Here is a 21,058-nt window from a genome sequence, read left to right as displayed (position 1 = left end):
TCTTGTTTATCATTTTATCAAGTATTTATTATAACATAATATATACTTCGTCATTAAACTACAAATTAGAATTTTTATTTTGTATAAAAAAATGAACTCTAAATTTTAGAGTTCATTTTTAATTTATATATAAATTATTTATTTAATAAGTTTAATACATCGTATAATTTTTCTACTACTGTATTAGCTATTCCTTGACCTATTTGAGTTATCTTTGTAACATTCTTTAACTTTAATTCTGCAGTTTCAACTTGCTCAGTTGATACGCTGTTAGTAGCTAATATTATTGGAGCATTCTTACTTCCAGCTAAAGGAGCTGCAGTTAATGCATCTATTAAGTGACTAACACCTGTTCCGTGTCCATCTTTAGCAACGAATACTTCTTTAGCATTTCCATAATATCTGTTTATTACTTTAGCATTAGTTCCTTTTCTATCAGTTCCAGCTAATCTTACTACCTTCTTATCCATATCTATTTTAGCTAATTCAGCTTCAACTGCAGCAGATACTGAGCTAGTTCCACCGATTATTTCTATTTGCTTTCCTTCTAAAACTTTTGTAGTTTCTTCACTTACTACATCTTTGTTTGTAACTATTATTGGAGACTTTGTTTGTGCAGCATATGCAGCTATACTCATTGCATCAACTTCACCATTTCCACCAACTACAAAGCTAGTTTTAGAAGTACTATTTAATTCTTCAGCTATCTTTAAAGATGTTTCATATCTAGAAGCTCCAGCTAATCTCTTAACTTTAACACCTAATTTAGCTAATTTAGCTTCTGCTTCTTTAGATATTTGAGATTCTCCACCTATTATGTATATAGTTTTTCCAGTTAAGTTAGTTCCTAAAACTCTTAACATTTCAGCTTCAACTTCTTCTGTTACTCCATCTTTCTTAGCTAATAATATTGGTGCATTTTTTTCAGCTGCTAATGGTGCTGCTGCTAATCCATCAACTACTGCATCTTGTCCAACTAATATTACTGATTTTGCATCTCCTGCATCTTTAAAAGTAGCTTTACTTACTTCTATAGCAGTTTCAAATCTTGAATCTCCTGCTAATACATCTATATTTCCTTTTAATTCTGGATCATTTGATAATAATCCTTCTAATCTAAGAACTAATTCATTAGATCCTGATATAGTTATTATTTGTGATTCTTTATCTGTTTTTATATCTTTTATATGTATCTCAAAGCTTGCTTCTCCAGAGAATCCTGGTGCTATCGTTACACTGTTTTCGTCTATACTTGCTTTGTTTATATTTTTTAATTCTTTATATGCTTCAACTAATTTCTTACCGTCTGAAGTTAATCTCATTCCATCATATAATGTATCAACTTTAACTGAAGTCATTACAGCATCAGTTTTCTTTATAGTTACTGTATGAGTTTCTCCATTTTCTATGTCGAATGCTTTTGTTTCAAATCCAACTAATTTATTGTTTTGCATTTTTGGAGCAGTGAAATCTAATCTGTTATCTCCAACTTTAACTACTACTACCTCTTCATCTTTTTTAACTTCTACTGTATCTGTTGATTTTATAGTAGCTGATAATTTTGTAGTAGCTGATAAATTTGCTTCTTCTACATCTGCAACTATTTCTGCAGCTGTTTCATATTGCTTAAATTCATAGTTAGCTATTTTTCCATTTATAACTTGGTGTCCTTTATCAAATATAGCTACATTTAATGTAGCTCCGTCAGCTAATCCATTTATTTTATTTTGTAATTGAGTCGCATTAACTAACTCTTGCTTATCAACTGTTATAGAGTATACTCTTTCCCCAACTGTAACACCTAATTTAGTATCTTGGAATTTAACTTCTAATGCATTTCTTACTTCTTCAACTAATTTAGCTGTATCTTTAGCATTTAATTTGTAATTTTTATCTTCTTTTACTTCATTTTGTCCTGCAGCAAATGCTGGTGCTACTGAAGTAGCAACTGTTACCCCTGCCATTATCATTGCCATGTTCTTCTTTTTCATAATATAATTTCCTCCGAATATCTTTTGTATTTATTTAATAACATCCTAATATTCGTATCTCTCACAGGACCTATATTAATATACATTTTTCGGTATTTCAATATTTTTTGACAAATTTTATACAATTTTCGTTCGACAGTTTAAGACAAAAGTCAAGCATTATTTTTTCATTTTTATATATTTTTTATTACAAAAACATTTGATTTTACTTTATTTAATCCATTTTTTCCATTTGTTGGTTTTTGTCATAATTTCGTCGTATCCATGTCATACTTTGTCATATTATATTTCTTAATTCCACTTTATTTTTTACATTTTTTTTCCATTTTTATATTCTTTTCACTTGTACACTAGTTATTTTTTAATCAATGTTATAGTTTTTTTATATATTATATTATATATAACTTTTATAAAATATAAAAAACATCGCTTCAGCGATGCTTTTTTTACAAATTTATATAATATAAAACACTAATGGTAATACTATTATACTAGAGATTATATTTCTAAATAGTACTTCTAAAAATGTATTTTTTAAGCCTATCATAATACTTTGATATTTTCGACATTGTGCGAGTTTTCCTACCGCTTTCAGTTTATATCTTATATTAGATATGATATACTAAAAATGCTTGTTTTAATATATTAATGAAAAAGGAGGAATGATATGGGTAAATTATCGGTAATTATACCTTCCTATAATGAGGAAAAAATGATTTATAATATTTCAAACATAATATCTTCACTTTTAAAAAAAGAGAAGATTCCCTATGAAATAATCTTTATAAATGATGGCTCTAAGGATAAAACTTGGGAAAAGATTGTTGATGTTTGCAAGGAAGATCCTAATATAAAAGGATTTAATTTTTCAAGAAACTTCGGTAAGGAATCTGCTATTTTTGCTGGTCTTACTTATGCAACTGGAGATTGTTGTGCAGTTATAGATTGTGATTTACAACATCCACCAGAGGTATTAGTTACAATGTATAGAAAATGGCAAGAAGGATATGAAGTTGTTGAAGGTGTTAAAGCTTCTAGAGGTACGGAATCATTTTTACATAAGTTTGCTGCAAAAACTTTCTATTCTCTTATAAGTTCTGCGACAAAGATTGATATGTCAAATGCTTCTGATTTTAAGTTATTAGATAGAAAAGCTGTTGATATTCTTAGATCCATGCCTGAAAAGCATATTTTCTTTAGGGCTTTATCTTCATGGGTTGGTTTTAAAACTACTTCAGTTGAGTTTCATGTTCAAGAAAGAGAGGCTGGCGATTCTAAATGGTCTACTTTATCTCTTATAAAGTATGCTATTACGAATATAACATCTTTTTCAACTGCACCTATGCAAATAGTTACTTTAACTGGAGTTATATTTGCAATTTTTTCAGTTATATTAGGAATTCAATCACTTTATATGAATTTTACTGGTAAATCTTTAGAAGGTTTTACTACTGTTATATTATTATTACTTATAATAGGAAGTATTATAATGTTAAGTTTGGGTATTATAGGATATTATATTTCAAAAATATACGAAGAAACTCAAAATCGTCCAAGGTTTATTGTTTCTGAATATGAAAATCACAATTAAATTATAAAAAGGAACTACATAAAATGAATTCTTTATTAAATATTTATAATAAATATAAGGAAGTTATATTATATTTATTTTTTGGTGTACTTACAACTGTAGTAAGTTTTGGAAGTTATTATGTATGTAGTGAGGTTTTACATATATATTATCTTATAAGTAATGTTATTTCATGGGTATTTGCAGTTGCTTTTGCCTATATAACTAATCGTATTTGGGTTTTTGAAAGTAAGAGCAGTGATTTTAAATCTATTTTAAAAGAGGTTTTTGCTTTTGTAAATTGCAGACTTCTTTCAGGTATTATAGATATGGTGGTTATGTTTTTACTTGTAGAAGCTTTATTTATTAATGATTTATATGCAAAACTTTTCACTCAAGTTATTGTTGTTGTATTAAATTATGTATTTAGTAAGTTAATTATTTTTAAAAAGTAAACTTATCTAAGTACATAATTTTGTACTTTTATAAAACTAGTTTTTTAGTAGGATAAGAAATGAAAAACAATATATTAAAGAATCCTAGATTCTATATTTCTGTGTTATTAGTTTTATTCTTCTTTTTCTTGTTCCATACAGTCATGATGACTGGCAATGGGGAAGCCATTCAAGTTGGTTATTAATGCTTAATGGATTTGCAAATTATAATGGAAGATATTTAGGTAATTTATTTGAAATACTTATAACAAGAAGTGTTTTAGCAAAGAACATTGCCTTAACAGTGGGAATGTTCTTTATTATTTATACGGTTTATAGATTAGTAGTTAAGGAGTGTAAACCTAAAGATAAAACTGCTTTATTTTTATTAACAGCTGTTTTATGTTTATCTCTTCCAAGAGAAATTTTTAGACAAACTTATTCTTGGATAGCTGCTTTTATAAACTTTATACCACCTGTAATTTTAATAGTATTATACCTTATTATTGTCGATGATATTTTTGAGGAAAATAATTTAAATCGTGTTAAGTTAAATCGTCCTATATGGTTAGTTTTACTTATGATTCCTTTTGGAATTTCTGCTCAGCTTTTTAGTGAGCATACTACTGTATACTTAGTATTTTTAGCAGCCTTCATAGTATTTTATACTTTTGTAAAATACAAAAAAGTTTCACCACTTCAAGTAGTATTTTTAATTGCAGTTATAATTGGTGCTCTTATAATGTTTACAAATGGTGCATACTTTAATGCAGCTAATGATACTGATGGTTATAAGAAAATATCTTTTTCAATTGCTAGTATTATAGATTTATATACTAATCAAATGTCGGATACTTTATTCTTAAATAACTGGCTATTAAATACTATATTAGCTTTACTGTGTATTTTTATAGTTTTAATAAATTTAAAAAACACTTCTTATATTGGAAATAAAGTAGTTGGTAATATTCAAGTTTTCATATTATCTACTTATATGGTTTATGGAGTTATTAATAAAGTATATCCTGCATGGAATATTTTCACCAATCCACAAAAAACAAGTTACTTTAATGCACTTTATTCTTTATTGTTTTTCGTATGTATTTTAAGTGTAATACTTTTATATATCGAAAATAATGGATTAAAAATGAAGATGTTTATGATATATGGTTCTTCTCTTGCTTTAGCTATGCCTTTAGTTATTGCAAATCCTATAGGTCCTCGTTGTTTCTTTGCATCTTACATATTTATGGTTATAACTACTCTTCAGTTATTATTATATCTTGTTAATTGGTATAATTTTAACTTAAGTAATTTCACTACAGTTATAGCTGGTATTTTAGTTACAATTTGTGCATTCTATGCAAGTATATTTATAGATGTTGGTATTTCAGAAAGATCTAGAGTTGAAATTATCAATAATGCTGTTAAAAATGGAGAAACGTCAATAACTCTTCATTATCTACCATATTCAGATTATTATTGGGACTGTAGGTAGTTTTGTGTAAATACAAACTTACCTACAGTCTTTTTTGAATGTAAAATTGGTAAGTTTGGAATAATATTCATATTAAACTTTTGGAGGTAAAGAAATGAAAGATCAAAGAGAAATAATTATTCCAGATTTAGACTACCAAGCTGAAGTAAGAAAATGTAAAACCATGGAAGATGTAGTTGGTAAAAATGGATTAATGCAAAAGCTGTTCAAAGATATTATCCAACAATTGCTAGAAGCAGAAATGGAAGAACATCTGGGAAGAGAAAGACATGAAAGAAGTAATGAAACTAATCCAAACTATAGAAATGGATATAGTTCTAAAACTATAGAAATGGATATAGTTCTAAAACTATAGAAATGGATATAGTTCTAAAACTATTGAAAGTAGTTTTGGTGAAGTTGGCCTAGATATACCAAGAGATAGAAAAGCACAATTTGAACCGAAGGTTGTTAAAAAGTATGAAACTGTATGTAATGAACTAGATAAAAAAATAATAGGTCTTTATGCCTGTGGTATGAGTGTAAGAGATATCCAATCTGAAATGGAAGAACTATATGGCATTGATGTGTCTCCTGCAATGATATCTAAGATAACAGATAAGGTTGTAGAGGCTGCCGCCGAATGGCAAAGCAGAGAACTTGATGAAATATACCCAATCGTATATATGGATGCTATGCATTTTAAAGTAAGAGATGATAATAAAATAGTTTCAAAGGCAGCATATATATGTATGGCTTTAGATATGAAAGGAAAAAAAGATATATTAGGTATTTGGATTGGCGAATCAGAAGGCGCAAAATTTTGGCTATCAGTTTGTAATGATTTGAAAAATAGAGGTGTAGAGGATATTTTAATTGCATGTATGGATGGTTTAAAAGGTTTACCTGAAGCAATTAAAACTGTATATCCAGATGTAAGTATTCAAACTTGTATAGTTCATCAAATTAGAAACTCTCTTAAATATATAGCATCAAAAGATCAGAGAGAGTTTATGAAAGATTTAAAAAGTGTTTATAGGGCATTTAACGAAGAAACAGCACTTAAAAATTTAGATATTCTTAAGGAAAAATGGTATTCAAAATATTCTGTTGTAATAGATTCATGGTACAATAACTGGAGTAATCTGAATACGTATTTTGAATATCCACATGAAATTAGAAGAATTATTTATACTACAAATGCTCTTGAGGGATTTAATAGACAGTTAAGAAAATATACTAAGGTAAGAACTGTATTTCCAACAGATGAGTCACTAAGAAAATCACTATATTTATCTACCATGAAAATTATGGAGAAATGGACCTCTCCAAACCAAAATTGGGCGTCTACTTTAGGACAGCTTACAATTATGTTTGGAGAAAGGATACCTAACTCTTACACAATATAAATTTTTTTGAAATTATGGAAAATTTAGTGTATAAATAACTAAATTAAACACATAATAATTGTGTAAAGAATTCCAGTATTAGTATTTCTCAAAAATAAAAAAATATTACTGGAATTTAAAATTTCCAGTAATATAAATTATAAAAAATCTTATTTACACAAATCTATAGACATTCTCTTATTATTGGACAACTGTTCCACCTAACGACCATTGGGCTAAGTTCTTTAAGGAATTCTACCATATTCCTCAAGATGTACAGCTTTATTTTAAATAATTATTAGATTAAAATTTATATACATAAGATATATTTTATAATCCATAAATATATAAAAAACCTATAAGGTTACTATATAGTTTTCCTTATAGGTTTTTTCTTTTTAATTAATCTTATATTTTATTAGTGTTCACTTATATTGCAGCCTTACTACTTACAACTACTCCATTTTCATCTACTACTATTGTTCCATCTACTACTGTATTTATAGCCATTTTACCATCATTATAGAAGTAATATGTTTTACCATCTATTGTTTGAAGTCCTCTTTGCATTTTTCCATCTGTTCCAAAGTAATATTTATGTCCATTTATTACTTGCCATCCTGTTTTTAAGATTTCATCAGCTCCAAAGTAATAAGTTTCACCATCTATTTCTTGCCAATATCTAAGTGCTACTCCATTTAATATGTTTAAGAAATATTTATTTCCATCTATTTCTTGCCACTTAGTCTTCATTACTCCATCTGAACCAAAGTAACTTCTTCTTCCTTTAATTACTTCTTGCCATCCTGTTTTCATTGCTCCATCTGAACCAAAGTAATACTTTTTACCATCTATTTCTTTAAATCCTCTCCTCATTACTTCATCAGCTCCAAAGTAATACTTCTTGCCATCTATTTCTTGCCAATATCTTAATGCTACTCCATTATTTATATTTAAGAAATAAAGCTTACCATCTATTTCTTGCCACTTAGTTTTCATTACTCCATCAGTTCCAAAATAGCTTCTTCTTCCTTTAATTACTTCTTGCCATCCTGTTTTCATTGCTCCATCTGAACCAAAGTAATACTTTTTACCGTCTATTTCTTTAAATCCTATTCTCATTACTTCGTCAGCTCCAAAGTAATACTTTTTGCCATCTATTTCTTGCCAATATCTAAGTGCTACTCCATTATTTATATTTAAGAAATACTTTTTACCATCTATTATTTGCCACTTAGTTTTCATTACTCCGTCAGTTCCAAAGTAACTTCTTCTTCCTTTAACTACTTCTTGCCATCCTGTTTGCATTACTCCATTTGCATCAAAGTAATATTTATTATTGTTTATAGTCTGGAATCCTGTCACCTTTTGTCCTTTTGCATTGTAGTAATATTTTCTACCATTTATTGTTTTCCATCCTGTAGTAATATTATCATCCTCTAAAGTTATTCCATACTCAGCTGCTATTTGTTTAAAGCTTTGATTACTATTTTTTATTATTACATCACTATAATTTGGTATTTGATCAAATAACCATCTTATATCACTGTTATGCATTCTTATACATCCACCAGATACATGCTTTCCTATAGAACTTTCATTGTTATTTCCATGTATTCCATAAGTTGTCCCATAAGTTCCTTTTATATGTAATCCTAACCATCTATCTCCAAGTGGATTTCTAGGACTTCCACCAGGTATTCCCCCTGAGTAGTATGGTCTATTTTTTATTTTGTTTACGATTTTACTTTTTCCTGTTGGTGTTGGTGTACTTGCTTTTCCTGTGGCTACTGGAAATGTTTTTACTAGTTTGTTATTTACAAAATACCCTAGTTTATTAGTTTTTGTGTTGATTATTATCAGATGGTTTGTCGCTGCTTCTACCTTTGTTACAGGTATAGATACACCTATTAGTATTATTGAAAGTATCACGGTTATGTATCTTTTTATTTTTTTCTCCATCCAAACTCCCCCTCTCTTCGCTCTTTAATATTTTGATAAATTTATTGTTTTTCCTTTAGTGTTATTCTTAGTATTTTCAACATTTGAAAGTTTTTTGTGATATTTTTCTATGTATATTTTGACGAAAAAAAATAAAGTGCTTATTTTTTTAGCACTTTATAAATAAAATTTTTTTATATGTTTTTGATTTTTATCATTATATTGTGTGTATATTAAAACTATTTTTTGTAGTAGATTTCATAGGTTTTGTCGCTTACCGTTCCATCTGCATTAGTATTTTTTATTTCTTTTGTAAACATATCTTCTATATTGTTTCCTTCATTTTTTAAAACTATCTTATTTAATTTATCACTATTGATATCTTTTGTTCTATTTTCTAATATAATGGTTTGCATATATTTATTTTCTTCATCAGTTTTTTCATTATACACATATCCATCTATTATAAGTGTTGCTCTTTTTCCTGTTGCACTAGTCGACTTTACTTCTATTGCACTTTCATTGTTTATTAAGATTATATCTTTAGCATCTACCTCTGAATAATCTACTATTATACATGGTGTAAACATTGTAGATGAAAGCATCTTCTTATTATCTAAGTCTATTTTCATATTTTTTAATATTATATTTTGTCTATTAATTATATCTATATAAATTCCTTCTAAATCTAAATTCTTCAATGTTATATTATTGCTAGACATTAATATTTGTTGTAATGAACTTTTTGAGTGATATATTTTAAAATTTGCCTCTCCGTTACTTCCATCTATTGTAATATTATCTTTTAGTTTTATTGGAGTATTTATATTTTTAGATTTAACTATGTCATTTTCTAATTTTATAATATCTACTTCTTTGTCATTAATATATTCATTTAATTCATCTTCATTTTTCACAAATGCAATATTTTTATTTATTCCTTGTATATTTTCTATCTTTAATTCTCCTAAGTAACTATTATCATCATCTTTTATAGTATCTCCACTTATAACAATACTACTATTGTTGCCTATAAGTTCATCATCTAATTCTATGATTAATGATTTTCCATCTAGTTTTACATTATCATATTTACTAAGTTTTATATATTTTTCTTCACCATCTTGATTATTTTCATTATTTTTACATTCCTTAGTTTTGTTATTCTTTATGTTATTTTTATCTATTATTATTCTAATACTTTCCTTCAACTCTTTTATATTTTCTTTTGATGTGTATATTTCTTTATTAAAATTAATACTTATAATTTTCTTTTTATCATCTATTGTATAATCTACATATTTCAAATCTTCTTTTTCATTTTCAATTGGAGGTATTTCTTCAGGTTGATTAGATTCTTCTGAGTCTGTTGTAGGAGGTAATTCTGGTATTGATGGTTCTTCCTCTGGTTCACTTGGCTTTTCTTGCTCTAATATTGGTGGTTCTTCTTCTGGCTTATTTGGTTGTTCAGGTTCTAATATTGGTGGTTCTTCTTTTGGATCACTTGAATCTTCTTGTTCTAATGATGGTGGTTCTTCGGGTTGACTTGGATTTAATGTTAACGAATCATCTAAACTTGGTGAAGTATAGCTTTCTTTTAATTTATATAATTCTTTTTTAGATTCTTCACTTACTCCATGTCCAACCTGAATTAAACTTTTTATATTCTTTTTCTTTATAACATATTTTTGTTCTTTAGTAAGATTTTCTCCAAGTAATATTATTGGAGATTTTTCCTTAGATGCAAGAGGTGATACTAACATTCCATCAATTATTTCATTCTCTTTATTTAAGTTTTTTCCTTTACAGTAAAATACTTTATTTATTTTAACTTGTTTATAAAAATTCTCAATTATTTTTGCATTTGTTTCATACCTGTCTTTTCCATATATCCGCTCTATATTTATATTATCTATATTTAATTCTTTTTCTATAGTTTTATTTATTACATCTTCTCCGCCAATTATATATAAATTTTTTATATCGTTATTTTTCATCCATTCTTTTTGAAGTTTTACTTGATTATTTTTGCATATTATTACTGGTATGTTTTTATCACCTGCTATTGGTGATATTGATACTGCATCAGCTACTGAGTATTCTCCATTTACTAGAATTGCAGTATTAGATTTTTTTAATTCTCTTACTTTATTTGCAATACTTATAGAAGTTTCATATCTATCTACTCCACAGATTCTCTCTGTTTTTATATTGCTTTTATTTAATTCTTTTTCTATAGTTTCATATATCACATCTTTTCCGCCAATTAAATATAGTTTATTTATATTCAGTCTTTTAATTTCATTACTAGTTGGTTCATTTATGTTATTTTTATCAGTTAATAATATTGGACAATCTATCTGACTTGCTAATACTGTTGCACAAAGTAAATCTGATTCTGCTGTTGAGTTTACTAGAATCGCTTCTTGAGATGTTTTCCAAGATTTTGATATTTCTATAGCTGTTTCAAATCTATCTTCTCCAGCTATTATGCTTTTTTCATTACAAAAAGCATTTGTAGTTATAAGTGTAGCTACAATAATTATTGAACTTATTGATTTAATTATATTATTCACCCCATTTTAATTTTTATAGTTAAGTAATTTTGTTAGTTAAATATAATTATTTAAAACGCAAAATTATAAAAAATATATTTTATAATAAAAAACTAGATATAATAATTTTAATATTTTAACAAGGTAACTATCACAATATACTAATTAGATTATTGATATAATTAGCTTAATTTATACCTTTATCTTTATTTTTTATAAGTTTTTTATAAATAAAAAAAGAGCTCAATTTAAGCTCTCTCTATTTCTTATATCCATTAGGGTTTTGGCTTTGCCATCTCCATGAATCTTCACACATTTCATCTATTCCATACTTAGCTTTCCAACCAAGTTCTTTTTCTGCCTTTGTTGGATCTGCATAACAAGCTGCTATATCCCCTGGTCTTCTTTCAGTTATTTTATATTGTATTTCTTTTCCACTAGCCTTTGAAAATGCATTAACTAACTGTAACACACTGTATCCTTTACCTGTTCCTAAATTATATGTAACTAGCCCTGGATTTTCTGATAACTTTTCTAATGCCTTAACATGACCATTAGCTAAGTCAACTACATGTATATAATCTCTTATGCCAGTTCCATCAGCAGTATCATAATCATCTCCAAATACATTCAAGTATGGAAGCTGACCTACTGCAACCTTAGTTATATATGGCATTATATTATTAGGTATTCCATTTGGATCTTCACCTATTCTACCACTCTTATGTGCACCTATTGGATTAAAATATCTAAGTATTGCTACATTTAAACTTTTATCTGCAAAACATATATCTCTTAGCATATCTTCTACTATAAGCTTAGTTCTTCCATAAGGGTTTGTAACTGATAATGAAGAATCCTCTACTATTGGTAATGTCTCAGGATCTCCATATACTGTAGCTGATGAACTAAATACAAAGTTTTTTACATTGTATTTTTTCATAAGCTCAAATAATACTAATGTACTCCCTATATTATTTGAATAGTATTCCATTGGCATTGAAACTGATTCTCCAACAGCCTTAAGTGCTGCAAAGTGTATTATTGAATCTATTTCATTTTCTTTAAATACAACTTCCATTTTTTCTTTATCTGTTATATCTATTTCATAGAATTTAGGAGTCTTTCCTGATAACTCTTTTATTCTCTCTAATACTATCTTGTCACTATTGCATAAGTTGTCCACTATTACTACATCATATCCCTCTTCTAAAAGCTCTATAGATGTATGACTTCCTATATACCCTGCTCCACCAGTTACTAAAACCGCCATTGCATCACTACCTTTCTATAATTTTTCTCATATAATTTAGTAAGTCATCTCTTAGGTTGTCTCTTTTTAAAGCAAAGTCTATTGTGGCTTCTAAAAATCCTAACTTATCCCCTACATCATATCTTCTTCCTTCAAAGTTGTATGCATATATTGCTTCTTGCTTTCCTAAAGTTTTTAGGGCATCAGTTAACTGTATTTCTCCACCTTTTCCTGGTTCTTGATTTTCTAATATATTAAATATTGCTGGAGTTATTATATATCTTCCAAGTATAGCTACGTTTGATGGTGCTTCTTCTACAGATGGTTTTTCTACCATATCTTTTACTTTGTATACTCTATCTTCTATATGTTTTACATCTAATATTCCGTACTTACAAGTGTCTTCCTTAGCTACTTCTTGAACTCCTAATATACTTGTTTTATATTCATCATAAGCATTTATTAATTGCTTTAAGCAAGGAGTTTCACAGTCAACGATGTCATCTCCTAATAAAACTGCAAAAGGTTCATTTCCTATAAAGCTTTTTGCACAATGTATTGCATGTCCAAGTCCTTTTGGCTCTTTTTGTCTTATATAGTGGATATTTACCATGTTAGATATATTTCTTACCATTTCTAACATTTCATCTTTTCCTTTTTGCTCTAATTCTAATTCTAATTCTACGGATTTATCAAAATGATCTTCTATTGATTTTTTATTTCTTCCTGTTATGATAAGTATTTCTTCTATTCCTGACTCTATAGCTTCTTCTATTATATATTGTAATGTTGGTTTGTCTACTATTGGAAGCATTTCTTTTGGTTGTGATTTAGTTGCTGGTAAAAACCTTGTTCCTAATCCAGCTGCTGGTATGATAGCTTTTTTTACTGTCATAGTTTTTTCTCCTCTATTTTATGATTATCTTTTAAATATAACATATTATGCATTTTTATTCAATTTAACTCATATTTAATTGTAAATCAAAAATATCCCAGTAAAATTATCTACTGGAATATTTTTATTTATAATAGTTTGCTTTATAGCTATCTTAATAAATTTATTATTAATTTTATCAATTATTCAAATCTAACAAATACTTTATTATCTATAATTTTTATTGATTTGTCATTTGGATATCTTTCCATTTTCTCTATCTCATCTTGATATTGCTTGTATTCTTCACTATCTTTTGTGATTTCTGTATATGCATATCCTAAATAGTTTGCTATATATGAACCTCTAGAATAGCTATTTATTGGATATGTATTTTCACCATATTTAAATGGTGTGTAACTCCATGAATCATGACTAAACGTTCTATCATCTATTTCAGATCCAACAAAATATATTGGCATATCTTGATTATAACCTTCTATTGATTTTACTCTTGTGAATAAGCTTTCGTAGTAATTCTCTATCTGTCTATTGTTATAATATAACGATACATAATTTCCATTGGTTTGCCATACATAATTTACTATAACTGTAAATACTATTACTAATGTAGAGCATAACAATACTTTATTTATTTTAAATTTATCAAATATATTAATTTTATTTTCTGATAAATTACTTACATCTATTTTATCTACTAGTAAAATTACTAAATAGAAAATACAAACAAATGCCATTTGCATTAAAGTATGTACATGACCTTGTGGTACCATTATTACTATAAAGTTAACCGCTATTGGGAATATTATAGTAAATATACATAATAATATAGTTTTAAGTGCTGATTCTTTATTCAATATTTTATTTACAAATTTAATTATTATAATAATAGCGCTTATAATGTATATATATAAGAACGAAACTTGCACTATTCTTGTTATGCTTATAGATCTATAATTATCACGTGTTAATGTAATCATCGATTTAAATATATCTTTAATCTGTGATGGTATTAAGCTAATATCTATTTTACCCATTTTGTCTATACCTTGATATGGACTTAATTCAATGTTATATAGGTGTAGACAACATTGTAAAAAGAACTTATATAGTATATATCCTAATGCTAAAGAAAATAAGAACTTAAAACCAGTTAATATTATTTCTTTTATATCCGATTTTGAATCCATGCACATCTTTATTAATATTAAAATAAATATTGATGCACATAGTGGATAGTATGCTTGGTATATACCTAAAGAACATGAGAATAATAATGAACCAAGTATAAATCCTAAGATTCTAAGTTCTTTTACTAATAAAGCTCCAAGAGCAACAAATAATATTGCTAAACCATAGTATCCAACTGTATATATATATATCATTGTACTAGCTATAGGTGGAAATACTACTGTAATACCTCCTATTAAAGCACATAGCCATTTATTTTTTATGTCAAAAATTTTAACAATTATACAAGACGCAACTCCTAATATAATTATAGCTACAATTCCATTAAATAATGGAATATTATATTTTCCCCATACCTTATGTACAAATTCTCCAATTAGACTTAAAAACCATCTTCCACTACTTGTTCCTGCACCATATCCTGCAGGTGTATTGTACATGTTATCCCAGTTATGTAAATTATTCATAAACAAATATAAATATGATAACACTCCAAAAAATAACGATGAAATAAAGCAATAAAGCGCATTTTTACTTTTTATAAAATCTTTCATTTCATATATAAATTTTTTTGTCATTTTGCCTCCTAAATCCGACTATATTCACTTGTCTACTTGTTAGTATATTTTATATTAATCTAATATTTAATTATTAAATTTTTATATTTAAAATTTAGCTACAAAGATATTAACTTGAAATACTAACTATAACATTTAATACTCCAAAAATAAATAAAGTATAACTTCTTTATACTAGTTATACAGGTCTAATATCTTATGCACTTCTAACATTTTCTTTTCTATTTAATTTCTCTTCATAGTTTGCAGCTTCTGAAACTATAAATCTTGGTCTATTTTGAGTTTCTTCATATATTTTAGAAATATAGTATCCAATTATTCCTAAGCTTAACATAAGAATACTTCCTATTATAAGTAATAATAATATAACAGTAGTAAATCCTTCTAAGGCATGTCCCATAAATTGTTTATATAGTGATTGAATACCTAATATTAATGAAAATACTAAAAATATAACTCCAGTTAAAGTAACTATTTGCATAGGTGCAGTTGAAAAAGATGTTATATTTGTTATAGCATACTTAAATAGAGAATATGTAGACCATTTAGATTCCCCAACTTCCCTTTCTTGAACATGGAATTCAACTGATGTTGTCTTAAATCCAACCCATGATGATAATGCTCTAAAGAATATATGCTTTTCTGGCATTGACCTAAGTATATTTACAGCTTTTCTATCTAATAACTTAAAATCAGAAGCTCTAGACATATCTATATTAGTAGCTTTGCTTATTAATGAATAAAAATTCTTTGCAGCCACTTTATGTAAAAAAGATTCTTTTCCTCTTGAAGCCTTTACACCTTCTACTATTTCGTATCCGTCTTGCCATTTTTCATACATTTTAATTAGAGTTTCTGGTGGATGTTGAAGATCTGCATCTATAACAGCACAACAATCTCCAGTAGCATAAGTAAGTCCTGCAAAAATAGCCGCTTCTTTACCAAAGTTTCTTGAAAAATTAAAACCTTTAATATTTTGGTTTTTATTACATCTTTGAGATATTACCTCCCAAGTATTATCTCTTGAACCATCATTTACAAATACTATTTCATACTCAATATTGTTGTCCTATAATAGAGAGGATACTACAGATGAAATATTATCGATATTTTGTTCTTCGTTATATGCAGATATTATCACAGATAATTTTCCCATAATAGTTCTCCTTTTTTATTTATATAATTTTAAATTGTATAATATGAATTGAAACTTTAGATACTTATATCTCCAACTACCATATTTCCAATGAATACTCTTAGTAAAGTATTTTTTATTTACATTTTAATCCGTATACTATATAATTTATGTACCCATTTTATAAAATGATGTGTATAAAAATAGTATTTATACTTATTAAATTTTATTCGCTTCATATTTATTATATATATCTTAGAGACGGATTTAGAAAATACTTCTTATATTTTAAGAAATTTAATATATATCTAAAAGTTAAAATTAAAGTATATCTACTCTAAGTTATATAATGAGATACATTGATAAGATTGTAATATATAATCAATATATTACAATGCCATTGGATATTTTTTCTAAAATCTTTTTTAATATATCATAGATATATGTAAAAATCAATATTGTATGAAATTGATTAGGATCAGAGACAAACCATATACGTATCTATTTTATATTTTTATATCAGTTCTGGTGATATTCATTACATTGTATATTATTCTGATTTCTATATAAAATTAAAGTAAAGTATTAAATTGAATTTACCATTATAAGTAATCAATTTAATCATTTAATTCTTTTATTTATACTTAACCTCTGATAATTAAGTAATTAAAAAAGGAAACCTCTACTTTGAGATTTCCTTTTTGTATATCCTTATTTATACTTATTTTTCTAATAAATTACGTATTAATTGAATAGTGTTTTCACTTATACCGTTTCCAACCTGAGTAACTTTCTCAACATTATTTAATTCTTCTACACTACCTTGTTGAAGTCCATTTAATCCATCAGTTGTTAATAATATTGGAGATAATTTAGTTGCCGCTAGTGGAGCTGCTGCTAATGCATCTACTAACTTATCCTTTCCACCAACATATCCATCTTTTGCAACAAATAATTCTAAAACATCTTCACTTTCATAGAATTTACTTATTACCTTTGCATTAGTTTCTTTTCTATCTAAACCAGCAACTCTTTCAGAAGATTTATTTAAATCTAACTTATCTAATTCTAATTTTACTACTTCAGATACACAACTTTCTCCACCTATTATATATATTTCTTTATTTTCTAATAAAGCTTTTGCCTCTTCATTTAACTTATCTTTTTCAACGACTACTATTGGTGCTTTAAGTTCTGCTGCTTTTGCTGATATACTCATAGCATCAACTTCTCCATTACCACCTACAACAAAAGCTTTTTCTGAATTACTATTTAATTTTTTAGCTACTTCTATAGATGTCATATATCTATTTTCTCCATGTAATCTTTCTACTTTAACTCCCGTTTGATCTAACATTAACTCAACATTTTTAGATATTTTTGATTCTCCACCAACTATATATACAGTTTTTTGATTAAAGTTTTGACCTAAAACTCTTATTATTTCTTATTTTGTTTCATCGTTTAAAGAATTAACGTCTGCAAATAATATTGGTGCTTCTTCACTAACTGCTAAAGGTGCTGATGCTAACCCATCTACTACAGCATCCTTTCCAACTAATATAACTGATGAAGCTTTTCCATTGTTAAATCTTTCTTGGCTTACTTTTATAGCAGTTTCATATCTGTCATTTCCAGCAAGTTTTTTAACTTCTATTTTATTTTCTTCTTTATCTAAGTTATCTAATATTATTTTATGCTCATTAAATATAACTTCATTACCTGCTATATTTGGATGTGGATCAAATTCATTCATATTTGTAAGGGGTACTTGTAAATAATTTTCTTTAAATCTAAATGCTTTATATACATCTACCACCTCATATCCCATATTGCTATAGTATTCTATAGCATCATTCATAGGTGAAATATATGAATCAATAGCATTTGCTAAAGCAAAATATTTGTTCAGATCATCACAGAATGGATTATATATTGTTTGGACCATGATTTCAGTATTAGGATTTAATTCTTTTATATTTTTTATTATTTGAGGAAATTCTGTATTAACAAATAATGCACTTTGCTCTCCTAATTTTTTCATTACTTCTTCGCTTTGTAATTTGATAAATATTTTAGATAAGACTTCCGGATTATTTTTTATAGCTTGTTGAAGTTGTTTCCCTGTTACATCTAAACTTAAATTTAATTCTTCTTTAACCATATTCATAATTGGTTGAAGTATGTTGTTAGCACCTATAGATATAGTTATTAACTCTGCATCACTTATAGCTTTTCTATAAGCTATTCCGTTTTTATCATTAGAATTTAAAAGAGCTAACATTTTAGTAGTATCTATACCATCTACAGCTAAATTAGTTAAATCTAGTTCATATTCTTTTTTTATTTTGTTAACAAATAAATTATTTTCAATATCTTGTAGTACATTACCTGTTGATATTGAATCTCCAAGAGCTACATATGTATCTTGATTTGATATTGCCCAGGATAAATCCATAGGTACAACTGCTAAACCTATTGCAACTGTTAATGATAATGCACTTTTAAATATATTTTTCATAAATTCCCCCTATATAATAATTTATATACCATATCCATTTTATTACATAATTAAATATTTATTCTAAAAAAATAAAAAAGACTATACTTTCGTATAGTCTTTTTTGGAGCTGGTGATAGGAATCGAACCTACAACCTGCTGATTACAAGTCAGCTGCTCTACCGTTGAGCCACACCAGCATATGGCGGGAATAACAGGACTCGAACCTGTGACCCATTGATTAACAGTCAATTGCTCTACCAACTGAGCCATATTCCCATTTGTATCAATAAATATAAGCAAGTCTATAAGCGGAGTTCTGTATTTGACAATCATCTTTCTAGGCTTATTGTCACCAATAAGCTCAAGCGACCTACCAACCGGAGGATGCGAGCAACATCCTTTTAGCCCTATCTTGGTCTTGCTCCAGGTGGGGTTTACACGGCTTTGCTAGTCACCTAGCAAACGGTGAGCTCTTACCTCGCCTTTTCATCCTTACCACATAAGTGGCGGTTATTTTCTGTTGCACTTTCCTTAGGATCACTCCCACTAGGCGTTACCTAGCACCCTGCTCTATGGAGCTCCGACTTTCCTCACGTAGCAAATGCTACCCGCGATTGTCTGGCTTACTTAGTATTTAATTGACAATATATATATTAACATAAGATTTATATTGTGTCAAAAGTAAATTTTTGTTTTTAAAGTAACTATAAGGTAATTTTTATAAAATATAAATTATTAAAAATTTAGTTAACTGTATTAAATTCTGCTACTCTTTTTTCTAACTTAGATACTTTTATCTTAACTTTATTTAATTCATTTGTATTATTTTCAGTTAATAATTCTAAAGTTTCAAATCCATCAGTCATTTTATATTCTAATCTGTCAATTTTAGTATTTATATCTTTCATTTCTGATTTCATATCTTTCATTTCTGATTTCATGTCTTTCATTTCTGATTTCATATCTTTTATTTCTTTTTGCATATCTAATAATATTTCTAATATTTTGTTATCCATAATTACAACTCCTTAGCTTTATAATATATATTATAACATTTTTACTTATAAAATCTCTATATCTAATTATTTCCATCAATTTCATTATATAAAAAATTTCATATCATAACTACCTTATACGTAAAAAAGACTATACAAAAGTATAGTCTTTATTGGAGCTGGTGATAGGAATCGAACCTACANTATATTAACATAAGATTTATATTGTGTCAAAAGTAAATTTTTGTTTTTAAAGTAACTATAAGGTAATTTTTATAAAATATAAATTATTAAAAATTTAGTTAACTGTATTAAATTCTGCTACTCTTTTTTCTAACTTAGATACTTTTATCTTAACTTTATTTAATTCATTTGTATTATTTTCAGTTAATAATTCTAAAGTTTCAAATCCATCAGTCATTTTATATTCTAATCTGTCAATTTTAGTATTTATATCTTTCATTTCTGATTTCATATCTTTCATTTCTGATTTCATGTCTTTCATTTCTGATTTCATATCTTTTATTTCTTTTTGCATATCTAATAATATTTCTAATATTTTGTTATCCATAATTACAACTCCTTAGCTTTATAATATATATTATAACATTTTTACTTATAAAATCTCTATATCTAATTATTTCCATCAATTTCATTATATAAAAAATTTCATATCATAACTACCTTATACGTAAAAAAGACTATACAAAAGTATAGTCTTTATTGGAGCTGGTGATAGGAATCGAACCTACAACCTGCTGATTACAAGTCAGCTGCTCTACCGTTGAGCCACACCAGCATATTAAATTTCAAAGTTAGTACTCTGAAAACTGCATATCATTTACATATTAGTCATTTTATTTTAGCAACCGAAATCTTTCTTATTATTATTTTAATAATGATTTGGTTGGCGATATAAACCTTTAGGTTTATTTTGGTCAAGTCCTCGACCTATTAGTATCGATAAGCTAAATACATTACTGCACTTACACCTTCGACCTATCAACCAGGTAGTCTTCCTGGGGGCTTACCCTTACGGTGGGAAATCTTATCTTGAAGTTGGCTTCGCGCTTAGATGCTTTCAGCGCTTATCCATTCCGTACATAGCTACCCAGCCATGCCCTTGGCAGAACAACTGGTACACCAGAGGTAC

At 27.2% G+C, this 21,058-nt stretch carries 14 protein-coding genes, 3 tRNA genes, 1 other RNA gene, 1 pseudogene and 1 other annotated feature; of the genes and pseudogenes, 4 read left to right on the top strand and 15 right to left on the bottom strand.

Annotated elements, in window-relative coordinates; translation table 11 throughout:
* Positions 1 to 134: 134 nt before the first annotated feature.
* Positions 135 to 1,991 carry a cell wall-binding repeat-containing protein gene (locus BN7997_RS03615; RefSeq protein ID WP_242873380.1) on the bottom strand — a complete coding sequence of 619 codons (1,857 nt, stop codon included), beginning with the start codon at positions 1,989 to 1,991 and terminating at the stop codon, positions 135 to 137.
* A gap of 667 nt (positions 1,992 to 2,658) precedes the next feature.
* On the opposite strand from BN7997_RS03615, the gene BN7997_RS03610 reads away from it, so the two are divergent.
* The 4 genes and pseudogenes from BN7997_RS03610 to BN7997_RS03595 all read left to right on the top strand — a co-directional run bounded on the left by BN7997_RS03610 (position 2,659) and on the right by BN7997_RS03595 (position 6,881).
* The gene (locus BN7997_RS03610; RefSeq protein ID WP_071119512.1) at positions 2,659 to 3,582 is read left to right on the top strand and encodes a glycosyltransferase family 2 protein; all 924 of its coding nucleotides are present in this window, start codon (positions 2,659 to 2,661) and stop codon (positions 3,580 to 3,582) included.
* Between the two features lie 23 nt (positions 3,583 to 3,605).
* Entirely contained in the window at positions 3,606 to 4,016 is a 411-nt protein-coding gene (locus BN7997_RS03605) for a GtrA family protein (protein WP_071119511.1), read from the top strand.
* A gap of 88 nt (positions 4,017 to 4,104) precedes the next feature.
* On the top strand, positions 4,105 to 5,493 hold the full coding sequence (locus tag BN7997_RS03600) for a DUF6056 family protein (RefSeq protein WP_330385888.1): 1,389 nt from the start codon (positions 4,105 to 4,107) through the stop codon (positions 5,491 to 5,493).
* 94 nt (positions 5,494 to 5,587) lie between these two features.
* Positions 5,588 to 6,881, top strand: a pseudogene (locus BN7997_RS03595) (IS256 family transposase).
* A 408-nt stretch (positions 6,882 to 7,289) separates the two neighbouring features.
* Here BN7997_RS03595 and BN7997_RS03590 read toward each other — a convergent pair.
* The 14 genes from BN7997_RS03590 to BN7997_RS03525 all read right to left on the bottom strand — a co-directional run bounded on the left by BN7997_RS03590 (position 7,290) and on the right by BN7997_RS03525 (position 20,704).
* Positions 7,290 to 8,822, bottom strand: a complete 1,533-nt coding sequence (locus BN7997_RS03590; protein ID WP_071119509.1) for an N-acetylmuramoyl-L-alanine amidase family protein — start codon at positions 8,820 to 8,822, stop codon at positions 7,290 to 7,292.
* 218 nt (positions 8,823 to 9,040) lie between these two features.
* The gene (locus BN7997_RS03585; RefSeq protein ID WP_071119508.1) at positions 9,041 to 11,377 is read right to left on the bottom strand and encodes a cell wall-binding repeat-containing protein; all 2,337 of its coding nucleotides are present in this window, start codon (positions 11,375 to 11,377) and stop codon (positions 9,041 to 9,043) included.
* 238 nt (positions 11,378 to 11,615) lie between these two features.
* Positions 11,616 to 12,629 carry a UDP-glucose 4-epimerase GalE gene (galE, locus tag BN7997_RS03580; protein WP_071119507.1) on the bottom strand — a complete coding sequence of 338 codons (1,014 nt, stop codon included), beginning with the start codon at positions 12,627 to 12,629 and terminating at the stop codon, positions 11,616 to 11,618.
* A gap of 7 nt (positions 12,630 to 12,636) precedes the next feature.
* The gene (gene galU / locus BN7997_RS03575; protein WP_071119506.1) at positions 12,637 to 13,503 is read right to left on the bottom strand and encodes a UTP--glucose-1-phosphate uridylyltransferase GalU; all 867 of its coding nucleotides are present in this window, start codon (positions 13,501 to 13,503) and stop codon (positions 12,637 to 12,639) included.
* Between the two features lie 182 nt (positions 13,504 to 13,685).
* A complete protein-coding gene (locus tag BN7997_RS03570; RefSeq protein WP_071119505.1) occupies positions 13,686 to 15,272 on the bottom strand; it encodes a glucosyltransferase domain-containing protein in 1,587 nt (528 codons plus the stop codon).
* 196 nt (positions 15,273 to 15,468) lie between these two features.
* Positions 15,469 to 16,320, bottom strand: coding sequence for a glycosyltransferase family 2 protein (locus tag BN7997_RS03565; protein WP_330385887.1), 852 nt, complete (start codon positions 16,318 to 16,320; stop codon positions 15,469 to 15,471).
* A gap of 808 nt (positions 16,321 to 17,128) precedes the next feature.
* Positions 17,129 to 17,764 (bottom strand): cell wall-binding repeat-containing protein, encoded by a 636-nt coding sequence (locus BN7997_RS03560; protein WP_071119504.1) that lies wholly within the window; start codon positions 17,762 to 17,764, stop codon positions 17,129 to 17,131.
* 90 nt (positions 17,765 to 17,854) lie between these two features.
* A complete protein-coding gene (locus tag BN7997_RS03555) occupies positions 17,855 to 18,928 on the bottom strand; it encodes a cell wall-binding repeat-containing protein (protein ID WP_071119503.1) in 1,074 nt (357 codons plus the stop codon).
* Positions 18,929 to 19,032: 104 nt separating this feature from the next.
* Positions 19,033 to 19,107: transfer RNA gene (locus BN7997_RS03550), tRNA-Thr, on the bottom strand.
* Between the two features lie 3 nt (positions 19,108 to 19,110).
* Positions 19,111 to 19,186: transfer RNA gene (locus BN7997_RS03545), tRNA-Asn, on the bottom strand.
* Between the two features lie 13 nt (positions 19,187 to 19,199).
* Positions 19,200 to 19,540: RNase P RNA component class A (rnpB, locus tag BN7997_RS03540), an RNA gene on the bottom strand.
* A 113-nt stretch (positions 19,541 to 19,653) separates the two neighbouring features.
* Positions 19,654 to 19,926 (bottom strand): YbaB/EbfC family nucleoid-associated protein, encoded by a 273-nt coding sequence (locus tag BN7997_RS03535; RefSeq protein WP_071119502.1) that lies wholly within the window; start codon positions 19,924 to 19,926, stop codon positions 19,654 to 19,656.
* 277 nt (positions 19,927 to 20,203) lie between these two features.
* The gene (locus tag BN7997_RS03530) at positions 20,204 to 20,476 is read right to left on the bottom strand and encodes a YbaB/EbfC family nucleoid-associated protein (protein ID WP_071119502.1); all 273 of its coding nucleotides are present in this window, start codon (positions 20,474 to 20,476) and stop codon (positions 20,204 to 20,206) included.
* Between the two features lie 153 nt (positions 20,477 to 20,629).
* A tRNA-Thr gene (locus BN7997_RS03525) sits at positions 20,630 to 20,704 on the bottom strand.
* 147 nt (positions 20,705 to 20,851) lie between these two features.
* Positions 20,852 to 21,058 (bottom strand) — a sequence feature (23S ribosomal RNA rRNA prediction is too short).

It is taken from the genome of Romboutsia timonensis, assembly GCF_900106845.1.
GTDB lineage: Bacteria > Bacillota > Clostridia > Peptostreptococcales > Peptostreptococcaceae > Romboutsia > Romboutsia timonensis.
The sequence above is the reverse complement of the archived record's forward strand: the minus strand, read 5'-3'. Positions and strand labels throughout refer to the sequence as shown.

What these genes read in the sequence shown, in the direction of transcription:
- BN7997_RS03555 (WP_071119503.1), bottom strand. Translation starts at nt 18,928, where the DNA reads ATGAAAAATATATTTAAAAGTGCATTATCATTAACAGTTGCAATAGGT.
- BN7997_RS03530 (WP_071119502.1), bottom strand. Translation starts at nt 20,476, where the DNA reads ATGGATAACAAAATATTAGAAATATTATTAGATATGCAAAAAGAAATA.
- BN7997_RS03535 (WP_071119502.1), bottom strand. Translation starts at nt 19,926, where the DNA reads ATGGATAACAAAATATTAGAAATATTATTAGATATGCAAAAAGAAATA.
- galU (WP_071119506.1), bottom strand. Translation starts at nt 13,503, where the DNA reads ATGACAGTAAAAAAAGCTATCATACCAGCAGCTGGATTAGGAACAAGG.
- BN7997_RS03560 (WP_071119504.1), bottom strand. Translation starts at nt 17,764, where the DNA reads ATGTTAGATCAAACGGGAGTTAAAGTAGAAAGATTACATGGAGAAAAT.
- BN7997_RS03610 (WP_071119512.1), top strand. Translation starts at nt 2,659, where the DNA reads ATGGGTAAATTATCGGTAATTATACCTTCCTATAATGAGGAAAAAATG.
- BN7997_RS03605 (WP_071119511.1), top strand. Translation starts at nt 3,606, where the DNA reads ATGAATTCTTTATTAAATATTTATAATAAATATAAGGAAGTTATATTA.
- BN7997_RS03570 (WP_071119505.1), bottom strand. Translation starts at nt 15,272, where the DNA reads ATGACAAAAAAATTTATATATGAAATGAAAGATTTTATAAAAAGTAAA.
- galE (WP_071119507.1), bottom strand. Translation starts at nt 12,629, where the DNA reads ATGGCGGTTTTAGTAACTGGTGGAGCAGGGTATATAGGAAGTCATACA.
- BN7997_RS03615 (WP_242873380.1), bottom strand. Translation starts at nt 1,991, where the DNA reads ATGAAAAAGAAGAACATGGCAATGATAATGGCAGGGGTAACAGTTGCT.
- BN7997_RS03590 (WP_071119509.1), bottom strand. Translation starts at nt 8,822, where the DNA reads ATGGAGAAAAAAATAAAAAGATACATAACCGTGATACTTTCAATAATA.